Origin of the sequence: Zhaonella formicivorans (assembly GCF_004353525.1) — a bacterium.
Classification (GTDB): Bacteria; Bacillota; DUOV01; order DUOV01; family Zhaonellaceae; genus Zhaonella; species Zhaonella formicivorans.
In genome coordinates, this window is record NZ_CP085524.1 from 2,179,070 (window position 1) to 2,200,737 (window position 21,668).

The following is a 21,668-nucleotide window of genomic DNA, read 5'->3' on the forward strand; positions in this document are numbered from 1 at the left end:
AACTCCGTGCTATTCCATAATTTACCCGTAAAAAGAAAAAAACCTGCAAGAAATTTATCCTGCAGGTAAATTTTTCTACTCCGGCTGTTCCTCGTTTTGCTTATTAAGCATCGCTTCCAGCTTGGCGATTCTCTCCTCCAGCTCTTTTACTTCCTTCCTGCTCACCAGGGGAAATTCCTCCTGGAACTTCTGCACTTCCTGGCGTATCATATTTCTGATTTCCGCCTGTTCCTGTTTGCCGCGCTCGATCAGGTTTTCAATAAACTCCTTAGCTTCGCTTTGACTCATTTCACCTTTCTTGACCAGTTCATCCATCAGCTGCTCCGCTTTTTCCCTGGTCAAACTGAGCGCACCAATACCAACATGCATAGCCCGCCGCATCAAGTCGAGCATCATACTTTTCGCCTCCTTTTAGTAGCCTTCAGCTTTCAGCCTTCAGCTACATTTAATTTTATGCAAAAAGCTCATGCATTAGTCACCGATACCCAGTCGCAGTCCCCGGTAATCCAGCAAACGCGAGGGTAAAGGCTTGAACCTAGGGAGAAGCCTTAAAGTTTTACTGAGCTAATAACTATCAGTATATGGCTGCAAGCTGATAGCTGATGGCTGCAAGCAAGCCGTCAACTACGGCTTGCTTGCAGATGCAAGTATGCCTCGATAAAAGGCGTGATATTCCCGTCCATTACCGCCTGAACATTGCCGATTTCCACGTTGGTCCTATGGTCTTTTACCAAGCTGTAAGGATGGAAGGTATAGGAGCGAATCTGGCTGCCCCAGGCAATATCCATTTGTTCCCCGCGGATTTCAGCAAGCTGCTCCTCCTGCTCCCGCCGCTTCAACTCAAATAGTTTAGCCTGTAGGAGTTTCATAGCGCCCAGCCGGTTGGCGTGTTGTGACCGTTCATTTTGGCACTGGACCACGATCCCTGTCGGGAGGTGGGTAATCCGTACTGCCGAGTCAGTCTTATTCACATGCTGGCCCCCGGCCCCGCCGGAACGGTAGGTATCAATTTTCAAGTCATCCGGGTCGATGGTTATTTCAGCATCGTTTTCCACCTCAGGCATTACATCCACCGAAGCAAAGGAGGTATGCCTTCTGCCCGAGGCATCAAAGGGAGAAATCCTGACCAGGCGGTGTACTCCCTTTTCCGCTTTTAAGTACCCATAGGCGTTTTCCCCTTTGACCAGGATAGTGGCGCTTTTTACTCCAGCCTCATCTCCTGCCAGGTAATCCATAATCTCCACCTGGTAATTCTTTTCCTCGCACCAGCGGGTATACATCCTTATGAGCATTTCCACCCAATCCTGGGCCTCTGTCCCGCCCGCCCCGGCATGCAGGGAAAGGATGGCGTTGTTTTTATCGTATGGGCCGCTGAGCAGCGTCTCCAGTTCCAATTCCTCAAGCTTTTTAAGCAAAGCTTTTAATCCTTTAGACAAGTCAGGTAGCAGTGTTTCGTCTTCTTCCTCTTTAATAAGCTCCCACAACACTTCCAGATCTTCCAGCTCTCTCTCCAGATCCTCCACACTTTTCACCTTATCTTTCAGGTTAGTGAGTGTTTGCATCACGGCCTGGGCTGCATCCCGGTCATCCCAAAAGTCAGGAGCAAGCATTTTGTCTTCAAGCTCTTTTATCTTAGACTCCTTGGCCGGGATGTCAAAGAGAGACCCTCAATTCTTGCAATCTTTGCCTAGCTTCGGCAAGCTGTGGGGAGTAATCAGTAAGCATTTGCCATCACCTCGTAATAGCTTTCAGTTGTCAGCTTTCAGCCATCAGCCATAAAACCTTATGCATTTCTTTCAGCGTTAATTTATTTAGCTGAAGGCTGGCGGCTGATAGCTGATGGCTGCGTAACGCCTGTGGCATTAAGCATTTGCTCCGCAGCACTTCTTGTATTTTTTGCCGCTGCCGCAAGGGCAGAGGTCATTGCGACCAACTTGGCGCTCCTTGCGGATGGGTTTTTTTGTTTCCTCTTCCGCGTACTTATTTTCCACAATATTTTTAGGCCGCTCCTGCTCCTGCACCACATTGACCCGGAAGATATAACGGGTCACATCCTCCTTAATGGAGCGGATCATCTCGTTAAACATCTCATAGCCTTCAAACTTGTATTCAATAAGCGGGTCCTTCTGGCCATATGCCCTGAGGCCAATTCCCTGGCGGAGCTGGTCCATGGCATCCAGGTGGTCCATCCACTTTTCATCCACCACTTTAAGAATAACCATGCGCTCCAATTCCCGCATCAGTTCTGAACCCAGGCTCTGTTCACGGGCCTCATAAAGCTCTTCGGCCCTCATATGGAACATTTCCCGGATTTCTTCTTTTTCCATTTTCGTAAGCTCTTCAGGCGTGAGTCCATGCCCTGGCAAAAAGGTCTGTTCAGCGTAATCAAGCAGGCCTACCAGGTCCCATTCCTCCGGGTATTGGCTGGCACCGGAGTAGCGGTCCACCGCTTCGTCGATAATATCGTGAATCATATCCAGCACGTTTGCTTTCAGGTTTTCGCCTTCCAGGACCTGGCGGCGCTGCTTGTAAATGATCTCCCGCTGCTGGTTCATTACATCGTCATATTCCAGCACGTGCTTGCGGATATCAAAATTCCTGGCCTCCACCTTTTTCTGGGCCGATTCGATGGACCTGGAAATCAGCGGATGGTCAATGGGAGTGGTATCATCCATCCCCAGTCTGTCCATAATTCCGGTAATATTGTCGGAGCCAAAGAGGCGCATCAAGTCATCTTCCAGGGATACATAAAAACGGCTGGAGCCGGGGTCTCCCTGACGGCCCGCCCGTCCCCTCAGCTGGTTATCGATCCGTCGGGATTCGTGCCTCTCGGTGCCAATAATATGCAGGCCTCCCAGTTCCGCTACCCCTTCGCCCAGGATAATGTCGGTACCGCGGCCCGCCATATTGGTAGCAATGGTAACTGCTCCTTTTTGCCCGGCTTGGGCCACGATTTCCGCTTCCTGCTCATGATACTTGGCGTTTAAAACCTGGTGGGGGATGCCCCGTTTTTTCAGCGCATCACTTAGCATCTCCGATTTCTCGATGCTGATGGTGCCGACCAGCACAGGTTGGCCTTTTTTGTGCCGCTCGATGATCTCCTCGACCACTGCATTAAATTTGCCTTTTTCGGTCCTGTAGACTATATCCGGCAAATCCTCCCGGATCATAGGCTTATTGGTAGGGATGACAACTACATCCAGCCCGTAGATTTTGCGGAACTCCTCTTCCTCAGTGGCTGCCGTACCGGTCATGCCCGCCAGCTTCTTATACATGCGGAAATAGTTTTGGAAAGTAATAGTGGCCAGAGTCTGGGATTCCCGTTCGATCTTCACCCCTTCTTTGGCTTCAATGGCCTGATGCAGGCCGTCACTGTACCGGCGGCCAAACATCAAGCGACCGGTAAATTCATCTACGATAATTACCTGCCCGTCCTTAACTACGTAGTCCACGTCGCGCTTCATCAGCACATGGGCTTTCAAAGCCTGGTTGACATGGTGGCTCAGTTCGGTGTTGGCATCATCATACAAATTGTCCACGCCCAACATCTGCTCTACCCGGCGCACGCCGTTTTCCGTCAGGGTAACCACCCGGGCTTTTTCATCAACTGTATAGTCCTCCTCTTTTCTCAGCCGGGGGATGATCTTGGCCACAGCATAGTATAACTGCGTGGGCTTGTCGGCTTGACCGGAAATGATCAGCGGTGTCCTGGCTTCATCAATCAGGATGCTGTCCACTTCATCCACAATGGCGTAATTCAATTTACGCTGCACCATCTGTTCAGGATGCAACGCCATGTTGTCCCGCAAGTAATCGAAACCAAACTCGTTGTTGGTACCATAAGTTATATCTGCGGCGTAAGCTTTTTTCCGCTCACTAAATTCCAGTCCGTGGACGATCAAACCCACCTCCAAACCCAGGTAACGGTGGATCTGCCCCATCCATTCGCTGTCCCGGCGGGCCAGGTAATCGTTGACAGTGACAATATGCACTCCCTCCCCGGACAATGCATTGAGGTAAGAGGGGAGCGTTGCCACCAGGGTTTTTCCTTCACCGGTTTTCATCTCCGCAATCCGGCCCTGGTGCAAAACTATGCCGCCCATGAGCTGCACGTCAAAATGGCGCAGGCCAAGGACGCGGCGGGAAGCCTCCCTGACCACGGCAAAAGCCTCGACTAAAAGCTCGTCCAGGGATTCGCCGTTCATGTGGCGCTGTTTAAATTCAGCGGTTTTTGCGGCCAAATCGTGGTCGCTTAACTTTTGCATGGCAGGCTCCAGTTCGTTAATAGCAGCAACCTGCCGGCTTAATTTTTTTATTTCTTTGGCATTATCGTCCAAAAGGTTTTTCAAAAAACCCAGCATATTATTTGCTCCTTTCAGGATGCAGGGTATTAGCCTGACATTAGTTAAGGACAGCATGGATCTGTCCTTTAACTACTTTAATTATTTAATTTTAGCACTCTTTCAGTATCTCTTCAAGGAACGGATAGTCCTTTTGCCGAAGTCAGGGTTGCCGCTTATTACCGGAGCAAAATTCTTTGTCATATCCACCCGGTACATGAAGCGGGTTGTCATGGCTTTAACCAAAAACACAAAAAGCCCGAAGGAAAGCGCTATGTCCCCGGGGCTGATCCTGCGCGGTCTGGGGTAGGGCAGGTAGATTATATCCCCCAGCCAACGCAGCCTGGTATCCGGGCCCATGATGCTATGGGTGGCGTCTGATTTATTCTGCAGAATGCTGACCAAATCATTGCCAAGCCGTGCAACCTCAACCGGCATGGTGCCATGGTTAACGCTAATCACAGCAAGATTTAAAAGGGAACCAAGGGCAAACAACTTCATCCCCGGCAGCCGCCAGTTAAATGCTATGAAGATAAATAAGAGAAGATAGCTAAAATAATGTACCGGCACCGCCCAGGTCGAAACTGCCTCAATCCGATTAGCGGCGGCATAATTCAAACCGAATTTAAGTAAAACCGAAGCAAATACCAGCCAAACATAACGGATTTTAATGTACAGCAAGCTTTCCAAAGTCCCCTTACGATACCATCCCACCAAAAGTCCTAGGAGCAGAGCTTCCCACAGCATCTGCATCACCTCCTGCTTTTGCCACTTCTGCTTGCCTCGCGGTCGTTTTTTTCAAAGCAATATCTTGTGCGATACTTGGAAAAATTTCGCAGAACAGTTTAACAACGTCGGGGTCCAGCTGGGTCCCCGCGCATTTTTCAATTTCCTTCAGGGCTTCTTCCGGGGTAAGGGCCTTTCTGTAAGGCCTGTCAGAAGTCATGGCGTCAAAAGTGTCGGCCACGGCAACGATCCTGGCGCCTAATGGGATTGCCGTCCCTTTTAAACCGTCGGGATAACCTTTCCCGTCCCAGCGCTCATGATGGTGACGAATGATCTCGGTCTCCTCCTGAAAGCGCCTGACTTTCCCTACAATCTCTGCCCCGGTTACACTATGCTTCTTCATCTCGTCAAATTCCGTTACTGTGAGCATGCTGGGCTTATTCAGGATCTGCTCCCGGATTCCCATTTTACCTATATCATGCAACAGGGCCACATATTTCAGCTTCTCCACTCTGGCTTCCGGCAGTTTTAAGGCCCTGGCAATTTTAACGCTGTAGTCGGCCACCCGCTCCGAGTGACCTTTAGTATAGGGATCCTTGGCATCAATAGCTGCTGCCAGGGACTGAATGGTATCCAGGTACATGTCCCGGATATCAACATAAGCCTGAAAGGAATGGCGGGCAATCAAAAGCGGGATGACAAAAAGAACCACTCCCCGAAAACCAAATTCAGCGTAGATCAGCGCGATCAAAAAGCCTAAAGGGGCCAAAGCAACAAAATTGGGGAAAGCCCACTTCATGTTAACAAGTACACCCTGCCAAACTGAAATGCCCTGAGCCAACGCTACAACCACAGCTACCAGTGACACATTAATCAGCAAAAAAACCAGCACGCTGCTGGCCAAGGCCAGAAATAAATTAAGGTCGAATGCTTTTAGAGAGGGACTGAAAAAATCATAGGCAACTCCGGCCAAACCCACGGACAAGATCAGTTCTGCTTTATTAAATAAATCCTTAAACCAAGGCAATTTACCCATTTGTTTTTTGCTGCACAATAAATCTCCCAACACAGCAACCAAAGTGGCCACAGCAGCGCCGTAGAGAATAATAGCAGCAAAGTAAATGGCAAAACTGACTGTTACAACCCCGCCTCTGGGCATGTGCACCGGCAAAGAATCAGATATAATTGCTAAAACCAAAAATAACAAAAAGCCGGTTATGGAAAAACTTTTCCAGGTAAAATTAGCCAGAGCATGAAAAAGGAAAATAAAACCTGCAACTATTACAGCAAGTACGTAGATACGAAGTTTGAGCGGTAAATCCTGCACCTTAATTCCCCCAGTTAAGATGAAACGACAGGCATTGCGGCCCGTCGCTGCAAACCAAATTAATAGGCCAATAGCAGCTAGATTAGCTCCACTTAAAAGCTCCGCCGCCAGCCAATACCAATGACAGTAAAGCCAGGATAATCTGGAAAAGGCGCATACGCATTCGGTTTAACCTCCCCGCACTGTACTCCGCTGCGCCGCTACCACAGCAGGCGTACCGCTCCGCTCAATCAACCATGAGTCCCCAGTAGGCTGCGCCCGTCGTTAGTCGTTAGTACTAATAGTCCCCAGTCACCAGTCATCAGTCGCCAGTAATTAAAAATATGCTAGGGACTGGGGACTGATGACTCGGCCAGAGGCCGACGCTAAGGACTTACGACTAAGGACTAAGGATGCAGCCGTAAGCTGGATCTGTCAACTAATGACTAGCTTAGCTATTGGCCTATTAAAATTTTTAACTCTTGCCGATTTTGCCCAAGCGCCTGTTAACAGCCGCCAAAACCGCTTTGCCTGCTGCCTCCCAGATATCGCCGTTAATAGCAGCAATTCCGAACATAGCTTCTTCGCCCCGGTCGGAAACTATTGCAACACCCGCTGCAACAACTTGCCTGCCCCCTAAAGTTAACCGGCTGATATCTTCAATTACCAACAAGTTTTCAATGCCTAAGTACTTCTCCAGCGCTGCCGCTGTGGCTTTTCCGGCAAGCCGCAGCTGGTTGGCGGCTGTACTGGGGCCCACAGCTTGTCCCGTAAACAGTTCTTCCCCTAAAGCCAGCTCAACAGTCAACTCCGCTTGCTGTCCGGACCGTTTAAATGTAATGCTGTTCAATTTAATCCTGCCTTCACATTCCAGATCTTCCTGTAATTGTACAATGCTTACCTTGCGGTGGTCCAAAGTTACGCCAAGCCTAACCAAGGCTACAGTCTCTATATCTCTGACAATCTGTTTCGGATTGCGAATGTTGCTCGCCAGCACATGGATTTCTTTAATTTCCTCATTTTCCGCAATTATTCTGGCCGAAATTATACCTTGTACCTGCCGGATCAGCTCTTCCAACTGTTCCAGCTGATCTGCCCCCTTCAAAACCTCGGACATCATGCCACCGTCCTTCCTGATCTTACATTGATATAAATTCGACAAGGGGCAATTTTTTCCTTTTACAGCAAGCAACAAAAATAAAGAAAACTGGGCTTACGTCAAGCTTATAGGACCGGCAAAAGCACTGGTTACACTTATGCAAATCAAAAAGTCGATTCTGAATTGCCGGGTAAAAAAATTAAAATCCAGGAACAACTCCTGGATTCAGACCGTCAACAACTATTATCAGCCAGCATGTATTATGGAGCGGGACTGGTTTCCCCAGCCGTCGGCAGCTATGCTGCCGTTAACGGCGTAGGAGCTTGTCCAGAGCGAAATAATACATGCTGGCTTAGTCTACACGCAAAATCCAGGAACAACTCCTGGATTTTTGCATTTCTTAGCCTAGTCGCAATAAATTTTAATATTCAGGCTCGATCAAACCATAGTTTCCGTCTTTCCGGCGGTAAACCACGTTGACCTGCTCAGTTTCCGCATTGGAAAAGACAAAAAAGCTATGCCCCAGTAGGTTCATTTGCATGATGGCTTCTTCCACGGGCATTGGCTTGATGGAGAAATGCTTTGTTTTTAAAATCTTGGGCTCCTCATAACCGTTAGCCGAATCATTCCCGGCCAGTTCTTTCAGGCTTTGGCTCCTGAGCTTTTTCGCGAGCTTTGTCTTATACTTCTCAATCTGCTTCTCCAGCTTATCTAAGACCAAATCGATAGAGGCGTACATGTCGCCCGTTTCTTCTTCACCCCTGAGGATGTAACCATTTAGCGGGATGGTTACTTCCACAACATGCCTGTCTCTCTCCACTGTCAAAGTGACCTGGGCTTCGGTATCGGCTTCAAAATACTTATCAAGCCTCCCCAGTCGCTTTTCAACATGTTGTCGCAGAGCGTTGGTCATTTGGATGTTTTTACCTCGTACTGTGATTTTCATTCAATAACCGCTCCTTTCCAGGGTTTTCAAAGCCATGAGCTTAAGCTTTCAGCTTTTACCAGTAGTATTCCCTTATTAATTGAAAAATCCTGCATGGACAAGCAGGTATACCACAAAGTAATTGTTTTTTAGCTTTTTGTTATGAATTTGTCAACTTATGTATTTGCCCAAAACCATTATACTTAATTTTAGTTGCAACTGCGCGGGATATGACATGTAAAAACTTCCTATAACATAATAAAACCCCGGTATTACCAGGGTTGCAGACTGTCAACAAATTATTAACAGCCAGCATGTATTATGGAGCGGGACTGGTTTCCACAGCCGTCGGCAGCTATGCTGCCGTTAACGGCGTAGGAGCTTGTCCAGAGCGAAATAATACATGCTGGCTTTGTCTACAAGCTAAAACCCCGGTATTACCGGGGCTGGCTGCTAAATCAAGTTAAATCAAGATTTATAATTTAACAACATTAGCTGCCTGAGGACCTCTTGGACCCTCCACAATTTCGAATTCAACTTCCTGGCCTTCAGCTAATGTCTTAAAGCCTTCCTCTTGAATAGCTGAGAAATGTACGAATACATCGTCCCCGCCGTCCCTTTCAATGAAGCCGAATCCTTTTTCTTGGTTGAACCACTTAACTTTACCCAGCATTATTGACATTCCTCCCACTTGCTTACTCTTGCGGGCCAGGTAGACCACAAGTGAATTAATTATAGCACGTAGGCAGGAATTCGTCAAACAAGAACTTGAAACGAAAATCAGCTCTGGAAGCTTACAACGCTATCCAATTACAAAATCTTGCTTAAAAAGCTCTTAGTCCTGGGATGCTTTGGCCGGGTAAAAATTTCTTCCGGCGTGCCTTCTTCCACTATCATCCCTTCATCCATAAAGATCACCCGGTCGCCCACTTCCCTGGCAAAACCCATTTCATGGGTAACCACAACCATGGTCATTCCTTCTTTGGCCAGATCTTTCATTACGCCCAAAACTTCACCCACCATTTCCGGGTCCAGCGCTGAGGTAGGCTCATCAAATAGCATAACTTTGGGCCGCATGGCCAGCGCCCTGGCAATGGCCACCCTCTGCTGCTGGCCTCCGGAAAGCTGGTCAGGGTAAGCATTCTCCTTATCGCTCAGGCCTACTTTAGCCAGCAGTTCCCTGGCAATTTTCTCAGCTTCCTCCTGCGGCATTTTCCGGACTTTTACAGGGGCAATGGTAATATTCTGCAGGGCAGTCATATGGGGAAAGAGGTTAAAGCGCTGAAAGACCATGCCCACTTCCTGACGGATAGCATTGATGTTGGTGTTCTTGTCAAGCAAATTAACCCCATCGATGATGATTTCCCCGGAAGTTGCTTCCTCCAGCTGGTTCAAGCAGCGCAAAAAAGTGCTTTTCCCGGAACCGCTAGGGCCGATAACCACCACAACCTCCTGCTCCCGGACCTGGGTGCTGATGCCCCGCAGCACTTCCAGCTTGCCAAAACTCTTGTACAAATTTTTAACTGTGATCACCGGCGCTTAACCTCCTTTCCGTGTAAGCTACCCAGCGCGATACGGTCATGGTCATGATTAAATAGATGATTGCTACACCGGTATATACGGGAAAAGAAGCAAAAGTTGTGGCCGTGTAAAGCTGTCCTTTGCGCACCAGTTCCTCCAAGCCAATAGCGGAAAGCAAAGAAGTATCTTTCATTAAGGCAATAAATTCATTGCCCAGGGGAGGCACAACCCGCCGGAAAGCCTGGGGCAAAATCACATACCGCATGGCCTGGGCATTGGTCATGCCGAGAGAGCGGGCTGCTTCCATCTGGCCCCTTTCAATTGACTGGATGCCGGCCCTGAAGATTTCCGCCACATAGGCCCCGCTGTTGATACTGCAGGCCAACACGGCAGCAATAAAAGGGTCTATGGGGAAGCGGTTGCCGGTGACCTGCAAAACCAGGTTGGGAACCCCGAAGTAAATGATGAATACTTGGACGAGGAGCGGAGTCCCGCGGATCACATCCACGTAGACAGCACAAATTGTCTTGGCTAATTTATTTTTGGCCAGTCTTCCCATGCCTACAAAAAGCCCGATAATGGTACCGAAAAAGACGGACAGGGCGGTCACTTCAACTGTAAGCACAGCACCCTGCAACAAAGACGGAAAGACGGCGCTTAAATGCTGAAGATAATATTGCAGCAACTTTTTCACCCCTAATTAATTGGGGACATACTTCTGTCCGGAAGTGTGTCCCCTTAATCGTACAGCATAGCTTTAAACCGCTTTTTGCTTTCTAACAAGTCGCTCGCTTGACTTAGCTGCCGAAGTACTTAACCTTTAATTCATCGAACTTACCGTTCTCTTTGACTTTTTTCAGACCGGCGTTTAATTTCTCCAATAACTCTTTATTGCCTTTGGCCACAGCAAAGCCATATTGCTCGCCGTTTAAGACCTCCCCTACCATTTTAACTTTCCCCGGGTTTTTGGCCATATAAGCTTCATTAACCGGCAAGTCATTGATTACCGCGTCCACCTTGCCGCTGATCAGTTCCATGAAAACTACATCCACGGTGTTATAGGTTTTAATCTCCTTGATAATCCCCTGCTCTTTCAGCTCTTTGGCCTTTTCGGCCCCGGTAGTGCCGATCTGAACCGCCACCGTTTTGCCCTTCAAATCTTCAACCGACTTAATCGAATCATTGTCGGCAGCTACTGCAATCTTTAAGCCGGCGTCAAAGTAGGGGGTGCCGAAATCCACTTCTTTGGCCCGCTCGGGGTTAATCGTCATTCCCGACATAATAATGTCAATATTGCCCGCTTGCAGCGCAGGAACCAACCCGTCAAAGCCCAAAGACTGGATTTGCACTTCAATTCCGGCTTCCTTGGCGATTTCTTTGATTAAATCAATGTCAAAGCCCGTGATTTCCTGGGTCTTTTCATCCGTAAACTCAAAAGGCGGGAAGCTCGGCTCGGTCCCCACGAGATAGACTTTTTTCTCTGCCGCAGCCTGTCCCCCTTCGCCCTGTTCTGCAGCCGTATTCTGTTCTGTATTTGCCGTATTATTACCGCAACCAGCCAGTGCCAGCACAAAACTTAACGCCAATACCAGAGCAACAGCTTTAAATGCTTTCTTCCCCATTGTTAATTTTCTCCTCCTAAAATTAGTAAAACCACCTAAGCCATAATAATTATACAAGCATGTGCATAATTGTGCAACCGGAAACATTTTTTTAGTCAGGTTAAATTTTGTCAAATCGCCGCTGTTGCAATTTTGTCGAAACCACCCTTCTGCACCGTTTGCTGTGCAGCAAAAACCTGTGGATAATGTGTATAAGTCTGTTAATAACTTGGAAAACCAGGCTTTTTTCCTGTGGACTTGTTTGTGGAAAGAAAATTTTTTGTCACAATATCCGGTATTTTTACTGCAGCATGTCGAATAAAGAATTTAAATAATACTCAAATTCCCAGGAACACCTATTGCCCATACCAGCACAACGACTTCCCTGGCGCCGGCTAGGAGCAGCGTTCGCGCTGCCTCATCGGCAGTCACGCCGGTTGTAAAAATATCATCGAGCAAAATCAAATTACGGTTTAAAACAGCGGCCGGTTGCTCTACCTTGAAAACGTTGCGCAAATTTTGTTCCCGTTCAATTCTCTTTAAACTGGCCTGGGGTACAGTTTCTTTCACTTTCTTTAAAACATTGTCCAGGACCGGTACCCCTGCCGTTTTACCTGCAGTCTCGGCTAAAAGCCTCGCTTGGTTATAACCCCGCTGCGACATTTTTTGCCTGCTCAAAGCTACCGGAATAATCGCAGCTTTTTCGTAAGGGTTGATCTCCCTAAGGTACTCTCCCATTAAACAGCCCAAAGGGAGTGCCAAATGAGTTTGTCCCCCGTATTTCAGGCGGTGAATCGCCTTTTTGTAAGGCCCTGTATAAGGCGCCACCCCGTAGACACGCTTGAAAAAAGGCAGCCGGCGGGCACATTGGCATGCTTTTCCCGCGATGCTGACCCTGCCGCAGCGCGGGCAAAATTGCCTCTTTTTCCACAGCTCCAGTTCGGTCGCGCACTCAGCGCAAATCAACTTACTACCTCCAAGATCTTTTGCGCATAACGGGCAGGAATTACGGTCAGGAAACATCAATTGCCAAAAACTGTGCCAAATTTGCTCTAAAAGTTTCACTGCTTTCCCCTCACTGTACGAGGCTTGTCCAGAGCAAAATAATATATTCGAGCTTTGCGTACGAGCTGATTTAAGTTTAATACAAAAATTTCCATAAAAAAAGAGCATTTCAACTCGGAAAATATCAAACATTAGTATTGCACACTATTTTAAGCACTTACCCTGCTGCGCCGTGCCACGCTAATTTGATTTAACACTATTTTTTTAATTTTTGCCAGGTCGCCTGCAAAGTCAACAGGCTCCTGCAAGTAAAATGTTGCCACATTGCTTTGTTCTTTCAAATTTAGGCCATCAATCTCTGTCTTTTTAAATTCTTCTTCATCAAGCAGGTAAAATTTCTGATAAGGGTAGTTTAACTTTTCTAATATGCGGGCGGTACAATCGGAACTCCCCCGATCGACAACTACTAACTCAAAGCAATTGCCTGTCAATTGCCGCCAATCGATTAAATCCCTGATAATTCCCTCTATATGGCTTTCACAATTATGTACATAAAGCAGCAAAATACCGGGACAATAAGCAGTTGAAATTTGGCGCAGCTTGGCCTGCAGCAACTTTTTGCGCCAAAGGGTTAAAGTCAAGAGCATTACCAGGCAAAACAGGCTGAAGGCGACTTTCATCTTTTTGGCTCCTTTCCCTGGAGTACTTCATCATATGCTGTATGGGCCAAAAGATGTGACCGCAGGAAAAGCTGGAGATACTTCATACACATTTTAGACTTTATCAGGCACATAATATTATTAAAGAAACGTCAGTCCCCAGGGGATTTTAGTCACCAGTCGCCAGCCGTCAGCCATCAGCAAGTTAACGCCGTCGTTAGCCGTTAGGTTTAGCTATTCTAATGAGCTTTAAAGCTGTGCTTATCAGTCGCTAAGGACTAAGGACGCGGCTTTGGCCGATGCTGGGGACTAGACAAGGGAGCGTGTCACTCGAAGTCTGCGGCGGGAAAGCTGTCTTGATTTAGATAAAAGCTTCTATATTTAGATTAATAGCTGCTATTTGAAAGAAAAAAGTAAGGTGGTGACACTATGGTCACGAACAGCCCCGGTAACTGCCTGCGTTGCAAGCAATCACTTGGCCTCTTGGAGCGTATTACGGAAGATTTAACCGGTGTAAGTGTCCCCGGGAAAGGAGAACTCTGCCCCAACTGTTACCGCAACCTCAGCGATGAAGAAAGAGCTGTATATTTTGGCAATTAAAAAAGCGCGGTAGCCCCGCTTCCAGCTTGTAGACAAAGCCCGCATGTATTATTTCGCTCTGGACAAGCTCCTACGCCGTTACCGGCAGCATAGCTGCCGACGGCTGGGGAAACCAGTCCCGCTCCATAATACATGCGGGCTGATAATAGTTTGCCGACGGTCTGAAAGCGCGGTAGCCCCGCGCTTCACGGCGCAGCTTAATGGAGACTTAAGGACAACTGATAGCCGGTGGCTGATGGCCGGTAGCTAACGACGGCGTTAGCCTACACTCCTGCCTGGACTGCAAAATAAATGATAAACAGTACACCTAAAACATACATGAACCAGTGTACTTCTTTACCTCTGCCGGAAAGAAGGGCCAGCAGGACATAGGTTACGAAACCAACTGCTAAACCGGTAGCAATGGAGAAAGTGAGCGGCATCATGATTACTGTTAAAAAGGCTGGAATAGCAATAAACACATCTTCCCAATCGATTTCTTTCAGCACAGAGCACATTAACACACCAACCAAAATCAGAGCCGGAGCGGTAGCAACCGCCGGAACCGCCAGTACAACAGGCGACAGGAAGGTGGAGAGCAGGAACAGGATGGCAACTACAACAGAAGTCATACCTGTTCTTCCGCCGGCGTTAACCCCGGCAGCGCTTTCCACATAAGTGGTGGTGTTGGAAGTGCCAAGCAGGGAGCCGATAATGGTGCCAAGTGAATCGGCAAAAAGGGCTCTGCTGCCCCGCTTCAGGTTGCCATGTTCGTCGATCATACCGGTTTTGCTGGCAACACCCACGAAAGTACCGATGGTATCAAACAAGTCCACAAAGAACAAGGAGAAAATGGGCGCAAAAAGTGAAAACTTCAACGCGCCGGCAATGTCTAATTTAAATAAACCGGGAGTGATAGCGGGCGGCTTGTCAAAAATACCGAAGGCACCGGGAACAAAGTTGGTGATCATTTTCCCATCTCCGGCCGGTACGAATAAGCCAAGCACTGTAGTAATCAAAATACCCAAAATAATGCTGCCTGTAACCCGGCGTACCAGCAGTATGCCTGTTATAATCAGTCCGAAAACAGCTAAGAGCACGTGGGGATCGCTCATTTTACCAAGTGCTACAAAGGTAGCGGGATTATCTACAATAATTCCGGCATTTTTTAATCCAATAAAAGCGATAAACAAACCGATACCGGCGCCCGTAGCAGCTTTTAGCGGCATAGGGATAGCCCGAATGATTGTTTCCCGGATTCCGGTTAACGTTACGAGCACTGCTATACAACCGGAAATAAAGACTGCGCCAAGAGCTACTTGCCAGGGCAATCCCATAGCACCTACCAACCCATAAGTAAAGAAGGCATTCAGACCCATGCCCGGAGCCAGAGCAAAAGGATAGTTAGCCAAGAGTCCCATGACCAGGGTAGCAAAAGCAGAAGCCAAACAAGTTGCCATTAACACCGCGCCAAAGTCCATTCCCGTATTTGCATTCGGGCCGGCTAGGGTCAGCGGGTTAACGATAATGATATAAGCCATGGTCACGAAAGTAGTCAAACCGGCAATGATTTCTGTCTTTAAACTAGTACCGTTTTCGGCAAATTTAAAGAAACCTGCTAAACCTCCTGACTCACTTAAAGATGATTGCGTTTGTGCCATGCATTTGACCTCCTTTAAATTTTTTATTCAAAAACAAAATAACTTTTTTTGGCCTTCACCTCCCCGCGTTATATTTTCTCCCTGTTCTGCCAAATTCCTCCTTTCGACACATTTTGATCATGTTGCCGGGTTGTTCCAAACAGCCTTTGCAACTCCAACCGGCAAGACGGAAAGTCAAATTGCGTCAGCAATTTCCAATTCCCTAACTACTTCCGATTGGATCTTTTTAAGCAAGTCCAGGCTGTTAGTTTCCACATAAATTCTAAACAGAGGCTCAGTGCCGGAAGGCCTGATGAGCACCCAACTGCCTTCGGCCAAAAGGAGCTTGGTACCGTCCACAGTCAGGCGCCCAGTCACAGGTATCCCGGCAATTTTTGACGGAAAATAAGCGGGCAGTTTACCAAGCACCTGCTCTTTTTTCTCCTTGCTGGTATGGACATCCAACCGTTCACTGTAAAGCCTTCCGAACTCAGCAGCTATTTTTTCCAGATTATCCTGCAATGTTTCTCCGGTCACCGCCCTGATTTCCGCCATTAAGGCGCATGCCAAAATTCCATCCTTTTCAGGGATATGGCCTGCTATGCTGAGGCCCCCGCTTTCCTCGCCGCCCAATACACATCCCTTTTCCCGCATCATTTGGCCGATGTATTTAAAGCCAACCGGGGTTTCCTTGATTTTTTGACCAAAGCCTTCCGCCATCCTGTCTAACAGGTGGGTTGTAGCTACAGTCCGGGCCACGGGCCCTGAAATCCCCTTTCTCCGTGCCAAATGGTAATAGAGGAGCGCCAGCACTTGATTTGGGCTAATATAACTGCCATCGCTGTCAATAATGCCAAACCGGTCCGCATCACCGTCCAGGGCCAGGCCTAAATCACAGCCTGCTTTCAGGACACCGGCGCGCAAGTCCTCCAGATTGTTGCCCGTAGGCTCCGGCAAAGCCCCGCCAAAAAGTGGGTCCCTGTAATTATGAATTGCCGTAATTTCACAAGCTTCTCCCAATAGCTCCTCCAGGTAGCCGATGCCGGCGCCGTACATGGGATCAAGCACCAGCTTTAGCCCTGCCTTTTTAATAGCAGACAGATCGACTAAGCCCGCTATATGCCGCAGATACTCATCTTTAGGCTGGACCTTGTTCCATAACCCTTGCGCAAGAGCTTCATCACTGGCCAATTTTCTGATCCTGCCCGTCTCAAGCACCTTGTGCAAATAGCCCTCAATTTTATCCGTAATAGCCGGAACAGCCGGTCCGGCGTAATCGGGGATAAATTTAATCCCGTTATACTCGGGGGGATTATGGCTGGCCGTAAGCATTATAGCTCCTGCCGTTTGCCTGGTGGTAATGGCATAAGCAGTAACAGGAGTTGGGCAAGCCCCTGCCGTCAGGAAAACAGGAATATTGTTGCCTGCCAGCACCTCCCCCACCCTGGCCGCAAAATGCTCCGCCAGAAAGCGGTTATCGTAGCCCACAATCAAACCCCTGGATCCCATTCCTTCGCCGTTTACGTAATCGGCAATGCTCTGGGCCACGATTTCCACGTTGGCAAAAGTAAAGTGGTCGGCCATAACAGCCCGCCAACCGTCAGTACCAAACTTAATCATCGTCATCATCGTCGCAAACCCCTCTTGCATGATAATATTGTACACTACCATATTTTAGCACAGGTAATTTGTGCCAGGCAAATTCACAAACCGGTGACAGCGGCGACTGGGCCCCAGTCCCCATTCGCCGGTCCCGGCCGGTCGGCTGAACATGGCTATAAGCTCTCGCTGCTTTTACCCTATCAGCCGCTTATACAGCTTATAATCAATTTCTCGTGCTTTCGCCTGGACGCTGAAATAGTCGGCGGCAGGATAAACGGTAAAACGGGGCTGGGCCGGAACTTCCGGCTGCAATCCCCGCAGGTACCTTTTAATCCCCTTATCCCTTTCTCCCAGCCGCTCCAAAAAACGCTCCGGTTCCGGCACTTTCTGCAGACAAAAGGCCAGAGCTTCCTGCACCACTTCCCGGCGCACTATTCTCCCCTGGGGACTGGCCGCAAAGTGCAGGATGCTTTCCGCTGCTTCTTCGCCACCGATTCCACCTAAAGCCACTATAGTCCCGCGGACTACCAGCGGGTCCCGGTCATGGAGGAAAGGAATTAACTCAGAAATTGCCTCCCGCTCCCCCAACTTCTGAACTACTTCCAGGGCCCGCAGCCGAAACTCCTCGTCCTTTTCTTCCCGCAAAACAGTGATTAAATCAGGCAGTAAAGCAAGGTGTGGTATACGGTTTAAAACCGCAAATGCTTTGCTCCGCACCAAATAATCGGGGTGACGGAGAAAAGCTCCCGCGGCCCGCGCAGCCTCTTCGCCCGGAAAAGCAGTCAAAGCATCAAGCAGTTGAATGTATTCCGCAGCTGACTGCTTAAGTTGTATTCTTGTCAACACTTCCTTTAAATCCATGGATATCCCCCTACAATTCTTCAATTAAATAGGGTGTCCAAAAAACACCCCGAAAATTAAAAAATTATTAACACCACAAATTGAAAGCCGCAGGCATGAACGGCGCTCTTCCGCTGCTAAAAACAAGCCACGAGGGGAGCCGGTTGTTGCTTAATTCCAGAGCAAGGAAAAGAGTTTGAGCATTTGCCTGCTGTAGGTCCAACTGCCCCACAGGAATAGTCAGCAGCTCCTGTCCCAACCTAAGCGTAGCTTCCACACCGGAAGCAGTGAGCGCAGCAATCACCTGGGCGGAAACTTGCAACACCAATACCTCCCTGTTATATCCGTTTAAATCTACCTCTATCATCTTGGCTTGTTTTTGGCTTAAAAGCTGCACTATACCCGGCTCCAATTTAAGCTGTTCGGTTTGTCCATCGGGTATAAGATATAACACTCCTTGGCTAAGCCTATACTCCGCCCCTTCAACCGGTTCCTGTATCCTCACTGCTTTCCGGGAGTCCTTGCTTTTTTCCTGCTTTTGTTCTTCCAGCGGTTCCGACTCCTCCGGCTTTTCCGGTTCTCCGGCAGGTTGAGGGGCTTCCCGCAAGATCTGCAAACTAACCTCAGGACCCACGTTTCCCAAGTCATCAACGGCTTTCAGCCTTACTACATGAGTACCGTAGCTTACACCCTCCAGAGTGTATGAACCACTGTTACCGGCCTTCTGCCACTCGCCTTCATCCAGCGTAATTAAAAAGTAACCTAAATCGGCAGTTAAAGGAGCGTCGAAATGCATCTCCACCGAGGGGCCCGGAAAAGTGAAACCTTGTGGAGTGAGGAAACGGGCTTCCGGCCCGGTGTTGTCCAGACTAAATTTCTTGATAATAACCGTTCTATTGCCTGCCCGATCCCAGGACTCAACCCAGAGTTCATAATCCCCATCCGCTACTATTTCCGTGCCGGTGACAAAGACGCTGCCGTTTAATTTTATTTCCATTTGTGCCCCATTTACATCCCAAGCAGTAATTTGCGGAACCACCGGACCGCGGGTGCGGCCTTCAACCACTCCAGCCACAGTAACCTCCGGAGGAGCAGTATCAAAAATTACCGCTTCCACAGCCACCGGTGGGCTGGCCAGCTGCCTTTGCCCACCAATTACTGCTGTTGCCGTAAGATAAACTGTGGACAGCACTAAAGATGAATTGTCGAATTCAATCCTGAAAGAGCCATCCTCCGCGGCATAAGCTGTTGCCAAAAGCCCCTTTAATCTTTGGTCTGCATAGAGCGCGAGCTTTGCACCGGGCCATGCGGCTCCATTTTCACCACTGATTCGGGACTCTGCCAAAATACTTTGATCAAAAGTTATTTTGTTTAAATCAGGCTGGGGCGTGAGCTGCGAAATATTGAGCGCTACGGGCTGGCTGGTTTTGTGGAAAGGCAGGGCTGCAAACAAATAGACTTGTTGACAGGCCTGAGAATTGTTGAAAATAAGATAAAAAGCCCCGTCGGCATCGGCTGTTACCCTCTCTCCTAAAAGAGGAGAAGTTAACTGGCTGTCGGCACGGGCTTCAACAACAGCACCAGGCTGCACAGCTCCGGCCAGCCCTGTAATCGAAGCCTCACCGGGAACGCGGTTATCAAAGGCTATATAAGCTGGATTAGGTGCGGCGGTTGTTGCTAATTCAAATGAGATTTGTGGCGAGGTTTTATTTCCTGCACTGCTTCTATAAAAAACGTAAAAATAACTGCTTACAGTACCTTTATTAATTATTCTGAGTTTATCAGGAAGCAGTTCATCGGCACTGAAACCAAAAGTTTGCCTAAATAGACCCGAGTCAGGGGCGGTTTCCTCCAGCCCAAGAGTTAGCGCCTGGTGGGTAAGGCATATAACGTCCGCATAGATCCATTCTACCACGGAGCTGTCCATATTCTGCCCCGGATCATTTATAGTCACTGTTACTGTATCATCCAGGCCGGTATAAAAAGCCTTATCAAAAGAAAAAGTGCTGCCGGTCTGAGCCAGAACACCGGTTTGTAAAGAATATAAGCTTGTGACAGTTAATAGAAAAATAAGCCAAAAGCTGTTTTTCGTCACAAAAAACCCCTCCTTTGACAGCAAAATACCTTTTCTACCAAAAACAGGCATATTCCTGCCAAAGGAGAGTTAATTCCACGAATAAAAATTATTAATTATCCGGCTCAAGGGATTTCAATTTCTGCCATAAGAGCATGAGGGCAGTGTGGACCGCACGGGCTTTCACTGTCTGACGGTCGCCCAAAAACTGTTCCCTGTGCACTGTTATTTCTCCGCGAAAATCAACCGCCAGATATACCAGTCCCACAGGTTTTTCTGCACTTCCCCCGCCTGGACCCGCGATTCCCGTTATGCCTACGCCCAGGTCGGTGTGGGCGTATTCCCGTATGCCTTTGGCCATCTCCCTGGCAGTATTGGGACTAACCGCCCCATAAGCCGAGAGGGTTTTCAGCCCGACCCCCAGCAGCCTGTTTTTAAAGCGGTTGGCATAAGTCACTGCGCCCAGTTGAAAATAGTTGGAACTGCCGGGCACATTGGTCAGACGATGGGCCAAAAGTCCCCCGGTGCAGGATTCTGCCGTGGCAATAGTCAGCTTGTGGGCGCTTAGTAACCCCCCAACTGCCTGCTCCAAGGTCTCTTCATCCACACCAAAAATGTATTCTCCCAAGCGCTCCCTGACCTGCCGCTCCAATTGGGCTATCATCCGGCAGGCCAGCTCAGAATTTTCCGCCTTGGCAGTTATCCGCAGGTGAACTTCACCCATCTTTACCGTTGGAGCGAGGGTGGGATTAGCGCTGGCAATTAAATCCCTAACTTTTTCTTCTACCAGGGGCTCGCCCAGCCCAATTACTTTCAGCACCCTTGATTTTATCACCGCTTCCAAAGGTTTGTTAGCCTTGAGGTATGGTATAACCTGCTCGGTAAACATAATCTCCATCTCCCGGGGGGGCCCCGGTAAGAGCACGTAAACAGAACCTTCCTGTTCCACCATTAAACCCGGCGCAGTGCCCACCCGGTTATCCAGCACCCGGGCTCCTGCAGGGGCTAAGGCCTGTTTCATATTGGCAGCGGCAAAAGGCAGCCCGCGCAGCTCAAAAAAGCGCTTGACAATCTCCAGCGCTTCAGGGTTTTCAACCAGTTCCAGCCCCAGAGCGTCTGCCAGTGCTTCCCTGGTCACGTCATCTTCTGTAGGACCCAAGCCCCCGTTAATAATCACCAAATCTGCTTTGCCTCGAGCCGCCGCAATTGCTTCAGCAATTCTCTTGCGATTATCCCCAACGGTAACCTGGGTAAATAGGTCAATGCCCCGGTCCGCCAGCTGCCTGGCCAAATACTGGGCATTGGTATTAACAATTTGGCCCAGCAACAATTCTGTGCCGGTAAAAATCAAATATGCCTTCATTGTGACACCCCCGTTATTGTTTCCTTAAAAGAATACTCCCGTCAAACGGGAGTATTCTAATATCTACTCAATTTGCTTTTTTAACTTTTGTACCCGATCCTTCAGTTCCGCCACCTGGCCTTGAAGCTCCGTCAACCTGACAGAGAGAGCCTCATGCACATAGCTTTCAGCTACCAGCGGGTCTTCCCCCGAGCCGGGAATTAAGCCTCCCGGTCCAGCCTGAGCCTGCCTCCCAGCAATAAATCCTATAACCGCTAAAAACATCAGTATTATTGCACTCAAGATAGTTCTTTTTTTCATTTAACCACCAAAATAAATTTAATCGTCGTTAGTCCTTAGTCGCTTAGGAGTCCCAAGTATAAGTCCCCAGTCACTAGTCCCCAGTTAT

Annotated in this window: 20 protein-coding genes; 1 reads left to right on the forward strand and 19 read right to left on the reverse strand. The window is 48.6% G+C overall.

What is annotated here, in order from left to right; translation table 11 throughout:
* Positions 1–75 precede the first annotated feature (75 nt).
* The 13 genes from EYS13_RS10640 to EYS13_RS10700 all read right to left on the reverse strand — a co-directional run bounded on the left by EYS13_RS10640 (position 76) and on the right by EYS13_RS10700 (position 13,203).
* Positions 76–396 (reverse strand): phasin family protein, encoded by a 321-nt coding sequence (locus EYS13_RS10640; protein WP_227762354.1) that lies wholly within the window; start codon positions 394–396, stop codon positions 76–78.
* Positions 397–620: 224 nt separating this feature from the next.
* Positions 621–1,725, reverse strand: a protein-coding gene (gene prfB / locus EYS13_RS10645; RefSeq protein ID WP_227762355.1) for a peptide chain release factor 2 whose coding sequence is annotated in 2 segments (ribosomal slippage) — positions 621–1,655 and positions 1,657–1,725 — 1,104 coding nt in all. Because the reading frame shifts where the segments join, the coding sequence is not laid out codon by codon here.
* 137 nt (positions 1,726–1,862) lie between these two features.
* On the reverse strand, positions 1,863–4,358 hold the full coding sequence (secA, locus tag EYS13_RS10650; protein WP_487251815.1) for a preprotein translocase subunit SecA: 2,496 nt from the start codon (positions 4,356–4,358) through the stop codon (positions 1,863–1,865).
* A gap of 105 nt (positions 4,359–4,463) precedes the next feature.
* Positions 4,464–5,087, reverse strand: coding sequence for a DUF5317 domain-containing protein (locus tag EYS13_RS10655; protein WP_227762358.1), 624 nt, complete (start codon positions 5,085–5,087; stop codon positions 4,464–4,466).
* Positions 5,038–6,393: an HD-GYP domain-containing protein gene (locus tag EYS13_RS10660; RefSeq protein ID WP_227762360.1), complete on the reverse strand. Its 1,356-nt coding sequence runs from the start codon at positions 6,391–6,393 to the stop codon at positions 5,038–5,040. The genes EYS13_RS10655 and EYS13_RS10660 overlap by 50 nt, the downstream gene beginning before the upstream one ends.
* Positions 6,394–6,847: 454 nt before the next feature.
* A complete protein-coding gene (locus EYS13_RS10665; protein ID WP_227762362.1) occupies positions 6,848–7,492 on the reverse strand; it encodes a 2-isopropylmalate synthase in 645 nt (214 codons plus the stop codon).
* Positions 7,493–7,892: 400 nt separating this feature from the next.
* Positions 7,893–8,417, reverse strand: coding sequence for a ribosome hibernation-promoting factor, HPF/YfiA family (gene hpf, locus EYS13_RS10670; protein WP_227762364.1), 525 nt, complete (start codon positions 8,415–8,417; stop codon positions 7,893–7,895).
* Positions 8,418–8,871: 454 nt separating this feature from the next.
* Positions 8,872–9,072, reverse strand: coding sequence for a cold-shock protein (locus EYS13_RS10675; protein ID WP_227767892.1), 201 nt, complete (start codon positions 9,070–9,072; stop codon positions 8,872–8,874).
* 134 nt (positions 9,073–9,206) lie between these two features.
* Positions 9,207–9,929, reverse strand: coding sequence for an amino acid ABC transporter ATP-binding protein (locus tag EYS13_RS10680; protein ID WP_227762365.1), 723 nt, complete (start codon positions 9,927–9,929; stop codon positions 9,207–9,209).
* The gene (locus tag EYS13_RS10685; protein WP_423055344.1) at positions 9,916–10,599 is read right to left on the reverse strand and encodes an amino acid ABC transporter permease; all 684 of its coding nucleotides are present in this window, start codon (positions 10,597–10,599) and stop codon (positions 9,916–9,918) included. The genes EYS13_RS10680 and EYS13_RS10685 overlap by 14 nt, the downstream gene beginning before the upstream one ends.
* A gap of 115 nt (positions 10,600–10,714) precedes the next feature.
* The gene (locus EYS13_RS10690) at positions 10,715–11,539 is read right to left on the reverse strand and encodes a basic amino acid ABC transporter substrate-binding protein (protein ID WP_227762368.1); all 825 of its coding nucleotides are present in this window, start codon (positions 11,537–11,539) and stop codon (positions 10,715–10,717) included.
* A 306-nt stretch (positions 11,540–11,845) separates the two neighbouring features.
* Complete coding sequence (locus EYS13_RS10695) at positions 11,846–12,583, reverse strand: ComF family protein (RefSeq protein ID WP_227762369.1); 738 nt, start codon at positions 12,581–12,583, stop codon at positions 11,846–11,848.
* A 149-nt stretch (positions 12,584–12,732) separates the two neighbouring features.
* Positions 12,733–13,203, reverse strand: coding sequence for a glycosyltransferase family 2 protein (locus EYS13_RS10700; RefSeq protein WP_227762370.1), 471 nt, complete (start codon positions 13,201–13,203; stop codon positions 12,733–12,735).
* A 408-nt stretch (positions 13,204–13,611) separates the two neighbouring features.
* On the opposite strand from EYS13_RS10700, the gene EYS13_RS10705 reads away from it, so the two are divergent.
* Entirely contained in the window at positions 13,612–13,782 is a 171-nt protein-coding gene (locus EYS13_RS10705; RefSeq protein WP_227762371.1) for a hypothetical protein, read from the forward strand.
* Between the two features lie 263 nt (positions 13,783–14,045).
* Here EYS13_RS10705 and EYS13_RS10710 read toward each other — a convergent pair whose 3' ends face one another.
* From EYS13_RS10710 to EYS13_RS10735, 6 genes are all read right to left on the reverse strand, one after another.
* Positions 14,046–15,422, reverse strand: coding sequence for an NCS2 family permease (locus EYS13_RS10710; protein ID WP_227762372.1), 1,377 nt, complete (start codon positions 15,420–15,422; stop codon positions 14,046–14,048).
* 174 nt (positions 15,423–15,596) lie between these two features.
* The gene (locus EYS13_RS10715) at positions 15,597–17,030 is read right to left on the reverse strand and encodes a phosphoglucomutase/phosphomannomutase family protein (RefSeq protein WP_227762373.1); all 1,434 of its coding nucleotides are present in this window, start codon (positions 17,028–17,030) and stop codon (positions 15,597–15,599) included.
* A gap of 165 nt (positions 17,031–17,195) precedes the next feature.
* Positions 17,196–17,864, reverse strand: coding sequence for a HEAT repeat domain-containing protein (locus EYS13_RS10720; protein ID WP_227762375.1), 669 nt, complete (start codon positions 17,862–17,864; stop codon positions 17,196–17,198).
* A 67-nt stretch (positions 17,865–17,931) separates the two neighbouring features.
* Positions 17,932–19,938, reverse strand: coding sequence for a hypothetical protein (locus EYS13_RS10725; protein WP_227762377.1), 2,007 nt, complete (start codon positions 19,936–19,938; stop codon positions 17,932–17,934).
* Between the two features lie 91 nt (positions 19,939–20,029).
* Complete coding sequence (locus EYS13_RS10730; protein ID WP_227762380.1) at positions 20,030–21,280, reverse strand: competence/damage-inducible protein A; 1,251 nt, start codon at positions 21,278–21,280, stop codon at positions 20,030–20,032.
* 63 nt (positions 21,281–21,343) lie between these two features.
* Entirely contained in the window at positions 21,344–21,580 is a 237-nt protein-coding gene (locus EYS13_RS10735; RefSeq protein ID WP_227762383.1) for a hypothetical protein, read from the reverse strand.
* Positions 21,581–21,668 lie beyond the last annotated feature (88 nt).